At 67.2% G+C, this 13,873-nt stretch carries 13 protein-coding genes; 7 read left to right on the top strand and 6 right to left on the bottom strand.

All coding sequences use genetic code 11. From position 1 onward, the window contains the following. Positions 1-32 precede the first annotated feature (32 nt). Together EB75_RS04370 and EB75_RS04365 are read right to left on the bottom strand one after the other, a co-directional pair. Positions 33-986: an amino acid ABC transporter permease gene (locus tag EB75_RS04370; protein WP_142239416.1), complete on the bottom strand. Its 954-nt coding sequence runs from the start codon at positions 984-986 to the stop codon at positions 33-35. After that, positions 970-1,890 (bottom strand): ABC transporter substrate-binding protein, encoded by a 921-nt coding sequence (locus EB75_RS04365; RefSeq protein WP_073694246.1) that lies wholly within the window; start codon positions 1,888-1,890, stop codon positions 970-972. The genes EB75_RS04370 and EB75_RS04365 overlap by 17 nt, the downstream gene beginning before the upstream one ends. Before the next feature lie 150 nt (positions 1,891-2,040). On the opposite strand from EB75_RS04365, the gene EB75_RS04360 reads away from it, so the two are divergent. The 6 genes from EB75_RS04360 to EB75_RS04335 all read left to right on the top strand — a co-directional run bounded on the left by EB75_RS04360 (position 2,041) and on the right by EB75_RS04335 (position 8,896). Then, positions 2,041-2,646 carry an HdeD family acid-resistance protein gene (locus tag EB75_RS04360; protein ID WP_502689336.1) on the top strand — a complete coding sequence of 202 codons (606 nt, stop codon included), beginning with the start codon at positions 2,041-2,043 and terminating at the stop codon, positions 2,644-2,646. A gap of 140 nt (positions 2,647-2,786) precedes the next feature. Beyond that, entirely contained in the window at positions 2,787-4,235 is a 1,449-nt protein-coding gene (locus EB75_RS04355) for a cytochrome ubiquinol oxidase subunit I (protein ID WP_073694244.1), read from the top strand. A 12-nt stretch (positions 4,236-4,247) separates the two neighbouring features. Next, positions 4,248-5,303, top strand: coding sequence for a cytochrome d ubiquinol oxidase subunit II (gene cydB / locus EB75_RS04350; RefSeq protein ID WP_073694243.1), 1,056 nt, complete (start codon positions 4,248-4,250; stop codon positions 5,301-5,303). A 23-nt stretch (positions 5,304-5,326) separates the two neighbouring features. After that, entirely contained in the window at positions 5,327-6,934 is a 1,608-nt protein-coding gene (gene cydD / locus EB75_RS04345; RefSeq protein ID WP_083611965.1) for a thiol reductant ABC exporter subunit CydD, read from the top strand. Then, positions 6,921-8,447: an ATP-binding cassette domain-containing protein gene (locus EB75_RS04340; protein ID WP_073694242.1), complete on the top strand. Its 1,527-nt coding sequence runs from the start codon at positions 6,921-6,923 to the stop codon at positions 8,445-8,447. Before cydD ends, EB75_RS04340 begins: the two co-directional genes overlap by 14 nt. After that, on the top strand, positions 8,444-8,896 hold the full coding sequence (locus EB75_RS04335; protein WP_073694241.1) for a DUF4190 domain-containing protein: 453 nt from the start codon (positions 8,444-8,446) through the stop codon (positions 8,894-8,896). The genes EB75_RS04340 and EB75_RS04335 overlap by 4 nt, the downstream gene beginning before the upstream one ends. A gap of 15 nt (positions 8,897-8,911) precedes the next feature. Here the strand turns inward: EB75_RS04335 and EB75_RS04330 are convergent, their stop codons facing one another. The 3 genes from EB75_RS04330 to EB75_RS04320 all read right to left on the bottom strand — a co-directional run bounded on the left by EB75_RS04330 (position 8,912) and on the right by EB75_RS04320 (position 11,737). Continuing rightward, complete coding sequence (locus EB75_RS04330) at positions 8,912-9,772, bottom strand: acyl-CoA thioesterase II (RefSeq protein WP_073694240.1); 861 nt, start codon at positions 9,770-9,772, stop codon at positions 8,912-8,914. A 42-nt stretch (positions 9,773-9,814) separates the two neighbouring features. Next, a complete protein-coding gene (gene pyk, locus EB75_RS04325; protein WP_073694239.1) occupies positions 9,815-11,233 on the bottom strand; it encodes a pyruvate kinase in 1,419 nt (472 codons plus the stop codon). Positions 11,234-11,344: 111 nt separating this feature from the next. Further along, positions 11,345-11,737: a DUF2752 domain-containing protein gene (locus tag EB75_RS04320; RefSeq protein ID WP_073694238.1), complete on the bottom strand. Its 393-nt coding sequence runs from the start codon at positions 11,735-11,737 to the stop codon at positions 11,345-11,347. A 108-nt stretch (positions 11,738-11,845) separates the two neighbouring features. On the opposite strand from EB75_RS04320, the gene EB75_RS04315 reads away from it, so the two are divergent. Then, positions 11,846-13,000 (top strand): LLM class flavin-dependent oxidoreductase, encoded by a 1,155-nt coding sequence (locus EB75_RS04315; protein ID WP_073694292.1) that lies wholly within the window; start codon positions 11,846-11,848, stop codon positions 12,998-13,000. 98 nt (positions 13,001-13,098) lie between these two features. Here the strand turns inward: EB75_RS04315 and EB75_RS04310 are convergent, their stop codons facing one another. After that, entirely contained in the window at positions 13,099-13,719 is a 621-nt protein-coding gene (locus EB75_RS04310; RefSeq protein WP_073694291.1) for a TetR/AcrR family transcriptional regulator, read from the bottom strand. Positions 13,720-13,873 lie beyond the last annotated feature (154 nt).

Here is a 13,873-nt window from a genome sequence, read left to right as displayed (position 1 = left end):
CAATGCGCGATCCGCCTGCGGCTCCTCGCTGGTCATGCGGGCACACCGCCGTGGTCGCCCATCTGCGCCCGGGCCAGCGCCTCGAGCTGTTTGGTCGTCAGCTTGCGCGACGCGCCCCGGGAGAAATACCGCTCCAGGTAGAACTGCCCGACCATCAGCAGACTCGTGATGACCAGGTACCAGGTGGCGGCCACCAGCAGCAGCGGGATGGGCTGGAAGATGACCGCCGAGATGTCGCGGGTACGGGTATAGAGCTCGAGGGTGTAGGGCACGGCCGTGACCAGCGACGTGGTTTTCAGCATGCTGATCAGCTCGTTGCCGGTCGGCGGCACGATGACACGCATCGCCTGCGGAAGGACGGTGCGGCGCATGGTCATCCACCACGACATGCCCAGTGCGACCGACGCCTCGGTCTGGCCTTCCGGGACGGAGATGATTCCGGCGCGGATGATTTCGGCCATGTAGGCCGCTTCGTTGAGCCCCAGGCCGATGAAGGCCATCTCGAAGGCCAGCGAAAGTCCTTGTAGCTGGATGTGAAACAGCGACGGACCGAACGGAACCCCGATCTGGATGTTCTGGTAGATCGACGGGAACAGGCCCCAGAACACCAACTGCACGTAGACCGGAGTGCCGCGGAAAATCCACAGATAGCCCCACGCGACCGCACGGAACACCGGGTTGGGCGACAGCCGCATGACGGCCAGGACGACACCGAGCACCAAGCCGATCGCCATCGCATAGACGGTGAGCTGCAGGGTGTTCCACGCCGCCTCGGCCACCCGCTCGTCGAGCAGGTACTTGAGGTAGGTGTCCCAGCCGTAGGCGGGATTGGTGGCAGCACCGTAGAGGAACAGGCCGGCGATGACGAGGATCGCCGCGGCCCCGACCCAGCGCCAGGGGTGCCGTAGCGGGACCGCGTGAATGGCGGCGGGACCGCTCGGGCCCGCCGTTGACTCAGCAGATGTCACGTCAGCTGGTCGCCCCATTGATGACCGGCTTGTCGATCATTCCCGGCTGCACGCCCCAGTTGCCGGCGATCTGCTTGTAGGTGCCGTTGTCGATCAGGTGCTGCAGCGCCTGCAACAGCGACTGCGCCAGCGGAGAGCCCTTCTTCACCGGCCAGCCGTACGGCGCCGAGTCGAACACCTCGCCTGCCTGAACCAGCTTCCCGCCCGCCTGCTTGATGGCCCACAGCGTCACGGGCGAATCGGCCGTCATGGCGTCGGCCTGGCCGACGACGACGGCGTTGGCAGCCTGGTCCTGATTGTCGAATTTCACCACATCGATCGGCGGTTTGCCGGCGTCCGTGCAGGCCTTGGACTTGGCGGGGAGTTCATCGGTGTCCTGCACCGTGGTCGATTCGACGGCGACCTTCTTGCCGCAGGCATTGTTCGGGTCGATCTGGCCACCCTGGCGCTGCGCCCACAAGCTGCCGGCCGAGAAGTACGTGACGAAATCGACCTGCTGCTCACGCTGCTTGCTGTCGGTGAACGACGACATCCCGACGTTGTAGGTGCCGGCCTGGATCGCCGGGATGATCTTGGAGAAATCCGATTCTTCGCGGTAGTCGACGGTCAGGCCCAGGGTCTGGCCGATGGCGTTCATCAGGTCGACGTCGAACCCGACGATCTTGCCGCTCGGATCCTTGAATTCGTTGGGGGCGTACGGGATGTTCACACCGACGATCAACTTGCCGCTGGACTTGATGGCCTCCGGCACCGTATTGGCGATGGACTCGACCTTGGATGCGGGGGCGGCCGACGAACTCGATGCGGGCGAGGTGGATTCGGTGTTCTTCGTACAGCCCGACAGCGCCAATGCGCCACTGGCAGCCACCACCACCGCAATGCGCCACGCCGTGCCCCGACCGGTCTGACTGACACCTGACACGTTGCCTCTTCCTTACTGCTTCGCTCTGTCCCGACCACAACTGCCATGACTTGGGAGAACCTTATCGGCACAGTGGTCATCGAGCGGCCCAATCGACGGTTGTCCACCGTGAAAAACACCGTTGTCCGAACTCTGCTCCACCGGCGTCAAATATGTGAGACTGCGTCAATGACCACGCAAACTCAGCCAAGTCTGTTGCAGCACCTGTGGAAAACCGAGCTCATCGCAGGCCTGATCGCTGTGGTGTTGGGCGCCGCCGTGTTGGCCCAGCCCGGCATCTCGGTCGCGGTGGCGGCCATCTTCTTCGGTGCCTACCTGCTCGTCACCGGCATCGGCCAAGTCGTGTTCGCGTTCAGCCTGCACGTCGCGGCCGGCGGCCGGGTGCTGGCATTCATCAGTGGCGCAGCATCACTGGTGCTCGCGGTGCTGGCGTTCCGTCATATCGGCGATGCCGTACTGCTGCTGGCCATCTGGATCGGTATCGGCTTCATCTTCCGCGGTGTGGCCACCACGGTGTCGGCGATCAGCGACCCCGGTCTGCCCGGCCGCGGCTGGAACATCTTTCTCGGCATCATCAGCCTGATCGCGGGCTTCGTGGTGCTGGGGTCGCCCATCGAATCCATCGGCACCCTGGCCCTGGTGACCGGCATCTGGCTGGTGGTCACCGGCGTCGCCGAAGTGATCACCGCATTCGGAATCCGCAAGGGCGCCAAGGCTGTTGACAAGGCCATCAACGAGGCGACGACCAATGCCTGAGTCAGCACCGTCGGCTTCGTGTGGCCGGGCGCACCTGTGCGCCTGGCCACACAATTCGCTGTTCGGCGGGTCTAGACCGCCGCCCGCCTTAACTACTACAGTAAGTCGTAGACCAATCCCTCCGGCTCGGGGAAGGCTCAATGGACGCACTGGACGTATCGCGGTGGCAGTTCGGGATCACCACCGTCTACCACTTCATCCTGGTCCCGCTGACCATCGGCCTCGCGCCGCTGTTGGCCGTCATGCAGACCATCTGGGTGGTGACCGGTAATCCGGCCTGGTACCGGCTGACCAAGTTCTTCGGCAAGCTGTTCCTGATCAACTTCGCCCTCGGCGTGGCCACGGGCATCGTGCAGGAATTCCAGTTCGGCATGAACTGGAGCGAGTACTCACGGTTCGTCGGCGACGTGTTCGGCGCGCCCCTGGCCCTCGAGGGCCTGGCCGCTTTCTTCTTCGAATCCACCTTCATCGGCCTGTGGATCTTCGGCTGGACGAAGCTGCCGCGCCTGGTGCACCTGGCGTGCATCTGGATCGTCGCGTTCGGCGTGAACGCGTCGGCGTTCTTCATCATCTCGGCCAACTCGTTCATGCAGCATCCCGTTGGCGCGCACTACAACCCGGAGACCGGACGGGCCGAGCTCACCAGCATCTGGGAGCTGCTGACCAACAACACCGGCATCGCGGCGTTCACCCACACCGTCGGCGGCGCGATCCTGACGGCGTCCACGTTCGTCGCGGCCATCAGCGCCTGGTGGATGGTGCGCAGTGGCAACACCGAAGAATCGCGGACCATGTTCCGGCCCGCTGCCGTGCTGGGCTGTTGGGTCGCACTGGTCGCCGCGGCCTCGCTCGGGCTCACCGGCGACATCCAGGGCAAGCTGATGTTCGTCCAGCAGCCGATGAAGATGGCGTCCGCAGAATCGTTGTGCCACACCGAAACCGACCCCGATTTCTCGGTGCTGACCATCGGTACCCACAACAACTGCGACAGCGTCATGCACGTCATCGAGGTGCCGTACGTGTTGCCCTTCCTGGCCGAGAGCAAGTTCGAGGGCGTCCGCCTCGAAGGCGTGCAGGATCTGCAGAACGAATATGTGGCCAAATACGGCCCGGGCGACTACCGACCCAACCTGTTCGTCACCTACTGGTCGTTCCGCATGATGATCGGATTGCTGGCCTTCCCAGGACTTTTCGCCCTCACCACGCTGTGGCTGACCCGCAAGGGCCGGATCCCCACCCAGCGCTGGCTGAGCCTCTTCGCGCTGGTGACGCTGCCCATGCCGTTCCTGGCCAACAGTGCCGGCTGGGTCTTCACCGAGATGGGCCGGCAACCCTGGGTGGTCGCCACCAACCCGACAGGCGACCCGAACCTGCACCTCACCATCCGGCAGGGTGTGTCGGACCACAGCGCGGGCACGGTCTGGATCTCGCTGATCACCTTCACCGCGCTGTACGCACTGCTGGCCGCCATCTGGTTCTGGCTGCTGCGCCGCTACACGCTCGAAGGGCCGCTGGAGCACGACGCCGAGCCGACACCGCCCACCCCACCCGGTAGCGACGACGTCGCGCCCCTGTCGTTCGCGTACTAGGAAGGGGGAGCCATGACACTCCAGCACCTCTGGTTCATCATCCTGGCCGTGCTCTTCGTGGGCTTCTTCGTCCTGGAGGGCTTCGACTTCGGCGTCGGCATGCTGATGGAATTCTTCGGCCGCACCGACAGCGCCGTGAAGGGCGACCCGGAACAGCACCGCCGCGCGGCCCTGAACACCATCGGCCCGATCTGGGACGGCAACGAGGTCTGGATCATCACCGCGGGCGCGGCGATGTTCGCGGCCTTCCCCGGTATGTATGCCACCCTGTTCTCCGGTCTCTACCTGCCACTGCTGGCGATCCTGGTCGGCATGATCGTGCGGGTGTGCGCCATCGAATGGCGCGGCAAGATCGACGACCCGCAGTGGCGCCGGTGGGCCGACATCGGCATCGCCATGGGATCGTGGCTGCCGGCCGTGCTGTGGGGCGTGGCCTTCGCCTCCATCCTGCGCGGCCTGCCCGTCGACGCCCACCACCAGATTCACCTGTCCTTCGGCGATGTGCTGAACCCGTACTCGCTACTCGGCGGCATCGCCACGGCCAGCCTGTTCGCCTTCCACGGCGCGGTGTTCGTCACGCTGAAAACCGAAGGGGCCGTGCATGATGACGCCCGCCACTTCGCCACCAGGCTGACCGTTCCGGTGACGGTGATCGTGGCCGCGTTCGGCATCTGGACGCAGGTGGCATACGGCAACGACGTGACCTGGATCGCGTTGGGAATCGCTGTGGTGGCGCAACTTTCCGCCGTCCGCCTGGTGTGGACGCGCCGCGCCGACGGTTGGGCCTTCGCGGCGACCGCCGTGGTTGTCGCCGCCGTGGTCGTACTGCTGTTCAGCTGCCTGTACCCGAATCTCGTTCCGTCGAGCCTCAATCCGGCGTGGAGCCTGACCATCCATAACGCGTCGTCGACGCCCTACACCCTGAAGGTGATGACCTGGGCCGCACTGCTGCTCACCCCGCTGGTGATGTGCTACCAGGGCTGGACGTACTGGGTGTTCCGGCAACGGATTTCGGCCGAGCACATTCCCGCATCCATCGGCTTGTCCCGGAACGGCGCGCCGCACTGACCCGATCGTCGACCAATCCCCGCATGACCGCCGGCCTGCGGCGGCACCTGGCCGCGACGGTCGGTAGCGGGGCCGTCATCACCGGCGCCGCTCTCGCGGCGGCGGTATTGACCGCGCAGACAGTGGCCGGAGTCATCACCCGTCCTGCCCCGCTGTCGCACTGGGCGCCGCAACTGGTGGCACTCGCGGCCCTGTGGACGCTGCGGGCAGGCGCCCAGTGGTGGCAGGCCAGGCTGAGCCAGCACGGCGCGACCGCGATGATCGCCGATCTCGACGCCCAGGTCCTGACGGCCGTGACCGCGCTACCGCCGCACCGGCGGCAGGCCGTGCGCGACGAGGCCGCGATCCTGCTCACCCGCGGCCTGGACGGGCTGCGGCCGTACTTCACCCGCTACCTGCCCGCAGTGGTCATGTCGGTGCTGCTGACCCCGGCCGCGGTGATGCTGATCGCCTGGTATGACGTGAAATCCGCTGCGGTCGTGCTGATCGCGCTGCCGCTGATCCCGCTGTTCATGGTGCTGATCGGCGTCATGACGACGGAACGGTCGGCGGCCGCGCTGGCCGCCATGGCGACCCTGCAGTCGCGGCTACTCGACCTGATCGCGGGGATTCCGACCCTGCGCGCCCTCGACCGCGCCGACGGCGCCGCGCCCCGCATCACCGAACTGTCTGACGCACACCGGCATTCGGCCCTGGCGACCCTGCGTATCGCGTTCCTGTCCGCCCTGGTTCTGGAACTGCTGGCGACCCTCGGGGTGGCGCTGGTCGCCGTCGGTGTCGGCCTGCGACTGGTCAGCGGCGGCGTCACCCTGCCCGTCGCGCTGACCGTGCTGCTGCTGGCACCGGAGGTGTTCTGGCCGCTGCGCCGTGTCGGCGTGGAATTCCATGCGGCGCAGGACGGGAAGGTCGCCTTCGGCCAGGCCTACCGACTGCTCGACACCGCGGCGCAGCCGGAATCCGGCACCGGGCGCGTCGGAGCGCAGCCGACCATCGCCCTCGAGCACGTCAGCATCGACGGCCGGGACGGACCGGCCCCGCACAATCTGACGCTGCGGGCCGCACCGGGTTCGGTGACGGTGCTGACGGGCCCCAACGGCAGTGGGAAAAGCACGGCGCTGCAGGCGATCCTGGGGTTGACGACGCCCGACGCGGGCCGGGTGCTGATCGATGGGCGTGAGGTCAGCGCGCTGGACCGGGCGCACTGGTGGCAGCAGATCGGCTGGCTGCCGCAACGGCCGGTACTGATCCCGGGCACCGTGCGGGAGAACCTCGAACTGCTCGGCGCCCTCCCCGACCTCGACGACGCTTGTCGCGCAGCGGGATTCGACGAGGTGCTGGCGACCCTGCCCGCCGGACTCGACACCGTGCTGGGCCGCGGTGGCTCCGGGCTGTCGCTGGGCCAACGGCAGCGGCTGGCGCTGGCCCGGGTGCTGGGCCGTCGTACCCCGGTGCTGCTGCTCGACGAACCGACCTCACATCTGAACGCCGAACTGGAAATCCGCGTCCTCCAAGCGGTCCGGGCCCGCGCTGCAGCCGGCGCCTCCGTCATCGTCGTCGGACACCGGGCCGCCGTGCTGGCCGTCGGTGACGAGATCGTCCAGACGGGAGGTGCGTCCCGTGTCCACAGTTAGATTCGCGATCGACCTGCTCCGGCCCCGGCTCACCCGTCTGGCCCTCGCCGTCTTCCTCGGGTCGGCGGCGCTCGGCAGCGCACTCGCCCTGGCCGGGGTGTCGGCGTGGTTGATCACCCGGGCCTGGGAGCGTCCGCCGATTCTGGAATTGACCGTCGCGGTGGTGGCGGTGCGGCTGTTCGGCATTTCCCGTGGGGTGCTGGGCTATTGCGAGCGGCTGGCGTCACACGACGTGGCGCTGCGGGCCGCGGGCCACGCCCGTACCGAGCTCTACCGGCGCCTGTGCGCGGCACCGCCGGCGACCGTACTGCGGCTGAGCAGCGGCGAATTGGTCTCGCGCGCAGGTGCTTCCGTCGACGACCTGGCCGACACCCTGGCGCGCTCGGTGCTGCCGATCGCCGTGGCGACGGTGTTGTCGACGGCCGCGGTGGTCGTCATCGCCGTCATCTCCCCCGCGGCGGCCCTCGTCCTGGCCGCCGGATTGGTGGTCGCCGGCGTGTGGGCACCGTGGCAGGCGGCCCGCGCCGCCCAGGCCTCCGAGAACCTTGCCGCAGCGCATCATTCGGGTCGCGACGGGTCCGTCATGCTGGCCCTGGACCATGCCGCCGAACTGGCCGTGTCCGGGCGGCTGACCGACGTCATCGCGCAAGCCGGCGCGGACCACCGTCGTTGGGGCGACGCCGTCGACCGCGCCGCCCGACCTGCCGCAATGGCGGCCGCGGTCCCGATCCTCGCCACCGGCGCCAGCGCGATCGCCGCGGTGATCGCGGCCGTCTCGCTGGCCGGCGCCGTCGCACCCACGACGCTGGCGATCCTCATGCTGCTGCCGTTGTCGGCGTTCGAAGCGACCGGCGCGCTGCCCGCTGCGGCAGTGCAACTGACCCGGGCCCACATCGCCCTGCAGCGACTGACGGGGATGCTGGCCGATGAACCGACGGACCGCGTGCTCACCGCCGTCTCGCCCCTGCAGGTGAGTGCCGGCGACCGCATTGCCGTGCTGGGCGCCAGTGGCCGCGGCAAGACCACGCTGCTGCTGGCCACGGCCGACCACCACCGCGTAACCGGTTCACCGGCAGGGTTTTTCGCCGAAGACGCGCACCTCTTCGACACCACGCTGCGGGACAACCTCCTGGTGGCCCGCGGCGACGCCACCGACGAGGAGCTCACCACCGCGCTGCACCAGGTCGGCCTCGGACCGTGGCTGGCGACACTGCCCGACGGGTTGTCCACCCTGCTCGACGGCGGCGCCGCCGCGGTCTCCGCCGGTCAGCGTCGACGACTGTTGCTCGCCCGCGCTCTGCTCACCGACTTCCCTGTGGTGCTGCTCGACGAGCCGACCGAACACCTCGATGCCACCGACAGCCACCGCCTGCTCGCCGAACTCCTCACTCCCGGTGCATTGTTCGGCCCCGACCGCGCGGTGGTGGTGGCCACGCACCACCTACCGGCGCACCTGGACTGTGCGGTGCTGGACCTGGACTCCAGCAACGACGGGTACCCTGCGGGGTCATGAGCATGTATCCCGGTGGCGGGTATCCCCCGCCGCCACCGCCGCCCTACGCCAGTCAGGGATACGGGCCGTACACAGCGGCGCCCCGCAATGGCATGGGCACCACCGCGTTGGTCCTCGGCATCGTGGGACTACTGACGTCGTGGTCGGTGATCGGTGGGCTGCTGTTCGGACTCGGCGCGGTGGCGTGCGGCGTCGTCGGCCGCAGCCGGGTCAAGCAGGGCCTCGCCGACAACGGCGTGGTGGCCGGCGCGGGCATCGCGCTCGGTGCACTGGCGACGGTGCTGGCCGTGGTGTTCGTCTTCGTCGCGATCGGTTTCTACCGTCAGGTCGGGTTCGGCGACTACGCCGACTGCATGACCCGCGCCGGGCAGGACCAGAACGCCCAGAGCACCTGCGTCCAGGACTTCAGGAGCCGCATCGAGAAGGAGTTCGGGGTCAAGGTCAACTGACCCCGCCCAAAACCGTCAGCCCGGAAAGTGTTTGACGATGCCTTCCTGAGTGACCGTCGCCAGCACCTGACCGGAGCGATCGAAGAAATGGCCGGAGGCCAGGCCCCGGGAATCGGCGGCCACCGGTGACGTCGTCGAATACAGCACCCACTCGTCGAACTTGATGGGCCGGTGGAACCACACGGTGTGGTTCATGGTGACCGCGAAAATCCGGTCGTGGCCCCACGACAGCCCGTGGGTGGTGATGATCGAGTCCAGCAACGTCGTGTCCGACGAGTACACCAGTGCCGCGGCGTGCAGCACCTGCTCGTCCGGCATGGCGCCCATGGTCTTGAGCCACACGCGGTTGTGGTCGAGCTTGCCGCCCTTGTCCCGCATCACCCAGGCCGGGTCGTTGGTGTAGCGCCATTCGATGGGCTTGAGCGCCTCGACGAAGAGCGGGACGGTTTGCTCGTAGCCCTTCAGCAGGTCGTCAATCGTGGGCAGCGACAACGGATCCGGCACCACCGGCGCCTTGACGGCATGCTCCAGGCTCTTGCCGCCGGCCAGGTGTGACACCAGCGCCGTCGCCAGGAGCGTGTCACCCTGCATGACGTCGACCCGGCGGTTGGCGAACCGTCGCTCGTCGCGCAACCGGACCACTTTGAACTCCAGGTCGCGCTCCGGGTCACCGCCGGCGATGAAGTGCGTCGAGAGCGTCGTCGGCGGCAACTTCGGCGGCACGGTACGGCTGGCGGCGACGAACGCCTGCGCCATCATCTGACCGCCGAAGGTGCGGACCGGGTTCCGGCTGGGATGACCACCGGTGAAGGTGTCGTCGTCGACCTGGGTGACGTCGAGAATCTTGAGCAGTTCCTCGAAATCCGCAGTCGTCACGCGTTGCCGTCTCTTTCCCGTCGCTTCGCTCGCCCCGGCGTGCTAGTGATCTTCCTCCCCGATCCGGTGCACGTGGATCAGGTTGGTCGAGCCTACTGTGCCCGGAGGCGCGCCTGCGACGATGACCACAAGGTCACCGCGCTTGTAGCGGTCCAGCTCCAGCAGCGCCTTGTCGACCTCTTGGATCATGCCGTCGGTGCTGTCCATCTGCGGCACGATGAACGTCTCGGTGCCCCAGGTCAGTGCCAGCTGGCTGCGCACCTCGGGCAGGTCGGTGAACGCCAGCAGCGGCAGTGGCGTGTGCAGGCGGGACAACCGGCGCACGGTGTCGCCCGACTGCGTGAACGCAACCAGGGCCTTGGCGTCCAGCCGCTCGCCGATGTCGCGGGCCGCATAGGAGATGACGCCACGCTTGGTGCGCGGCACGTGGGTCAACGGCGGAGCGGCCGTGGAGTTGGCCTCGACGGCTTTCACGATGCGCGCCATGGTCCGCACGGCCTCGAGCGCGTACTTGCCGACCGACGTCTCACCGGAGAGCATCACGGCGTCGGCGCCGTCGAGAATCGCGTTGGCGACGTCCGAGGCCTCAGCCCGGGTGGGCCGGGAGTTCTCGATCATCGACTCGAGCATCTGCGTGGCCACGATGACCGGCTTGGCGTTCTCCCGCGCCATCTGGATGGCGCGCTTCTGGACCAGCGGAACTTCTTCGAGCGGCAGTTCGACGCCCAGGTCACCGCGGGCGACCATGACGGCGTCGAACGCCAGGACGATCGCCTCGAGGTTGGCGACGGCTTCGGGCTTCTCGAGCTTGGCGATCACGGGCACCCGGCGGCCCACCTCGTCCATCACCTCGTGCACGAGTTCGATGTCGGCGGGCGACCGGACGAAAGACAGCGCGACCAGGTCGACGCCGAGCTTCAGAGCGAACCTCAGATCGTCGATGTCCTTCTCGGACAGCGCCGGCACCGACACGTTCATCCCGGGCAGCGACAGGCCCTTGTTGTTGCTGACCGGACCACCTTCGGTGACGGTGCAGACGACGTCGTTGCCGTCGATCTTGTCGACCACCAGGCCGACCTTGCCGTCGTCCACCAGCAGGCGGTCACCGGCGACGGCGTCCTCGGCCAGCTGCTTGTAGGTGGTCGACACCCGGTCATGGGTGCCTTCGCAGTCGTCAACGGTGATCCGCACCGTCTCGCCGGTGCGCCATTCGGTGGGCCCGTCGGCGAAGCGACCGAGCCGGATCTTCGGGCCCTGCAGGTCCGCGAGGATGCCGACGGCACGGCCGGCGGCATCGGAGGCCGCGCGCACGCGCTTGTAGGCCACCTCATGGTCGGCGTGCGCACCATGGCTGAAGTTCAGCCGCGCCACATCCATCCCAGCTTCCACCAGGGCCCTTACGCCCTCATCGGTGGAGGTAGCCGGGCCGAGGGTACAGACGATTTTTCCGCGCCTATTCACAGTGCATGAGCATAGTTGATCGATTCAGAAAACGGCCCGCCGGGAGGACCGTCGGCACATCAATATCCGTCGAATGCGGAGTTACCGCGTGGTGTCCAAAGGTGTCCGGAGCTAGCTGAACGTCGGCACCAGCGGGAAACCCGGCAGGTTGCGGACCACCGTCCACACCACCATCGCCACGAGCGCCGTCACCAAGGGCGGCGTCACCGACAACCGACGTCGCCAGCACACCACCAGCCACGCCATGAGCAGCGGCAGGCCGACGAGCGCGAACACGTTGTCGACCACCGCGGCCGCAAAGTCGCCGTGCAGGACGTCGTGAGTCATCCGCAGGCCACCGCACAGTGGGCAGTTCCAGCCGGTCGCCGCCTTGAACGGGCACGGGGGAAAGCCGAATCCGGGGCGGTGCGGATCGACCAGCCCGGTATAGGTCAGCGCGGCCGCGGACACGAGGCCGGTGCCGGCCACCGCCGCCACACGTGCTCCCCTGCCGGCCGACGTCATGAGTCCATGATGCCCGGCGGTGGACCGATCGCCGATTTACGCCGTTCGGCTGATGTCCTGCGGGTCCGCGCATCAGACAGTGGACTGACCGACTCCGAGGGGCAGCACATGACAAGCAACACGGGATTCCGCGTCGGCACTTCGGACGTCATCCTCGCGGCTCGACCGACCGTCGACGCCATGACCCGAGCCAACTACCTGGGGGCGGTCGCCACGGGTGTCGACTCGTTCTGGGTACCCGACCACCTCAACCAACTCTTCCCCCGCTCTTTGTGGCAGCGGAAATACAGCGGCGCCGCCAAGGTGGTCCCGACGATCGACGCCAGCTTGGAGCCGTGGACCATGCTGGGCCACATCGCCGCTCGCAACCGGGTTGGTCGGCTGCGGCTCGGCGTGGCCGTGACCGACACCGGACGGCGAAACCCCGCCGTCACCGCGCAGGCCGCGGCGACGCTGCATCTGCTCACCCGTGGACGGGCAATCCTGGGCATCGGACCCGGCGAACGGGAAGGCAATGAACCCTACGGGGTGGACTGGTCCAAACCGGTCGCGCGTTTCGAGGAGGCCATGGCCACCATCCGGGCGCTCTGGGATTCGGGCGGCGAACTGGTCAACCGCGACTCGCCATACTTCCCGTTGCGCAACGCGGTCTTCGAACTGCCACCCTACCGAGGAAAGTGGCCCGAGATCTGGATCGCGGCCCATGGTCCACGAATGCTGCGTGCTGCAGGACGCTACGGCGACGCCTACTTTCCGGCATTCCCGCACCAGCCGAAAGACTATGCCCAGCGGCTGGAAGTCATTCGCAACGCGGCGTCGGACGCCGGACGCGACCCCATGTCCGTCCTGCCTGCCGTAATGCTGTTCGTGGTGACCGGCCGCAGCAGGGACGACGTCGACACGGCACTGGATTCAGAGGTGCTCAAGTCGTTCGCACTCAACGCCAGCGATGAGATGTTCGGCCGCCACGGTGCCGAACATCCCCTGGGATCGGGTTTCTCCGGCGCGCAGGACTTCCTGCCGCACGGCATCGACGAAGGAACGGCGCTATCCCTGGTCGACGCGGTCCCGCCGTCGCTGATGCGGGACATCTGCCTCAATGGCACGCCCGACGAAGTCCTCGAGCAGGCGGCGGAATGGCGCGACTGCGGAGTCCGGTACATGGTGCTGGCCAACCTCAGCTTCATGCAGCGCAGCCTGCGGAAAGGCATGATCTCGGTCCAGCCGTTCAACCAGATCGTCCGGCGGCTCAAGAAGCTCTGATGGCGCGCGAACGTCGGTGACCCCTCGACACCGACGTTCGCTGCAATCCAGCGACAATATTGCCGTATTGTAACGGTTGGGGCAAACGCAGCGGGGGGTTATGGGCGCAACTGGCCGTGACGGATCAACTCGTTGACCGACTCTTCCCAGCGCACCAACTCGGCCTCCGAGGTGAACGGCGCGGGCAGATGCCGGTCGAGGTGCCGGCGCAGGATTACCGACCCCAAGGTCACGATCAACGGATTCAATCCGGCCCAGACCACATCGAGTCCGTCGACCGCGTCTCCACTTTCGACCATGCGCTGCCACCGCTCGATGCCGCTGCGCGCCATCGCATCGAATATCGCCATCCCGCTGGGTGTTTCGGAAGCCACCGCCCGGCCCAGGTAGTCCATGACCACCAGGTGATCGGCGAGCAGACCACGTACCGCCCGACCGATCGTGGCCACCGAATCGGGGCCCGGAGCCGCGAGCGCGGCGAACAAAGTGCTGCTGATGAGCTTCATGGCCACGTCATCGACGGCCTTGATCAGCCCATCCTTGGTGCCGAAATGGTGCTGCACCAACCCGACCGAAACCCCGGCGCGGTCGGCCACCATCTGCAACGTCGCATCGGACGTGCCCCGCTGCGCAAACACCTGCAGAGCAGCATTGAGGATGCGGTCCTGCCGAGACTGCTGCAGCTGCGCCCTGTCGGCTATGTCATCCACAGGGGACATCCAACCACCGGATTCCCAAAACAACCGGTGAGTCGGGAACATACCGTTCGCATGAAAGTCGAATCGTATTCACAGTGGTCACAGGGTGAATGTGAGGTTGCGCGATGCTGCTTGATCCCGCGCCCAGGGTCCCCGGTACTCGAGCTTTCCGCCT

This window comes from Mycobacterium sp. ST-F2 (assembly GCF_001905655.1).
Taxonomy (GTDB): Bacteria; Actinomycetota; Actinomycetes; order Mycobacteriales; family Mycobacteriaceae; genus Mycobacterium.
Note: the sequence above shows the minus strand (reverse complement) of the source record. Positions and strands in the feature narration are given on the sequence as shown.

What these genes read in the sequence shown, in the direction of transcription:
- EB75_RS04370 (WP_142239416.1), bottom strand. Translation starts at nt 986, where the DNA reads ATGGGGCGACCAGCTGACGTGACATCTGCTGAGTCAACGGCGGGCCCG.
- EB75_RS04355 (WP_073694244.1), top strand. Translation starts at nt 2,787, where the DNA reads ATGGACGCACTGGACGTATCGCGGTGGCAGTTCGGGATCACCACCGTC.
- cydB (WP_073694243.1), top strand. Translation starts at nt 4,248, where the DNA reads ATGACACTCCAGCACCTCTGGTTCATCATCCTGGCCGTGCTCTTCGTG.
- cydD (WP_083611965.1), top strand. Translation starts at nt 5,327, where the DNA reads ATGACCGCCGGCCTGCGGCGGCACCTGGCCGCGACGGTCGGTAGCGGG.
- EB75_RS04335 (WP_073694241.1), top strand. Translation starts at nt 8,444, where the DNA reads ATGAGCATGTATCCCGGTGGCGGGTATCCCCCGCCGCCACCGCCGCCC.
- EB75_RS04320 (WP_073694238.1), bottom strand. Translation starts at nt 11,737, where the DNA reads ATGACGTCGGCCGGCAGGGGAGCACGTGTGGCGGCGGTGGCCGGCACC.
- EB75_RS04315 (WP_073694292.1), top strand. Translation starts at nt 11,846, where the DNA reads ATGACAAGCAACACGGGATTCCGCGTCGGCACTTCGGACGTCATCCTC.
- EB75_RS04310 (WP_073694291.1), bottom strand. Translation starts at nt 13,719, where the DNA reads ATGTCCCCTGTGGATGACATAGCCGACAGGGCGCAGCTGCAGCAGTCT.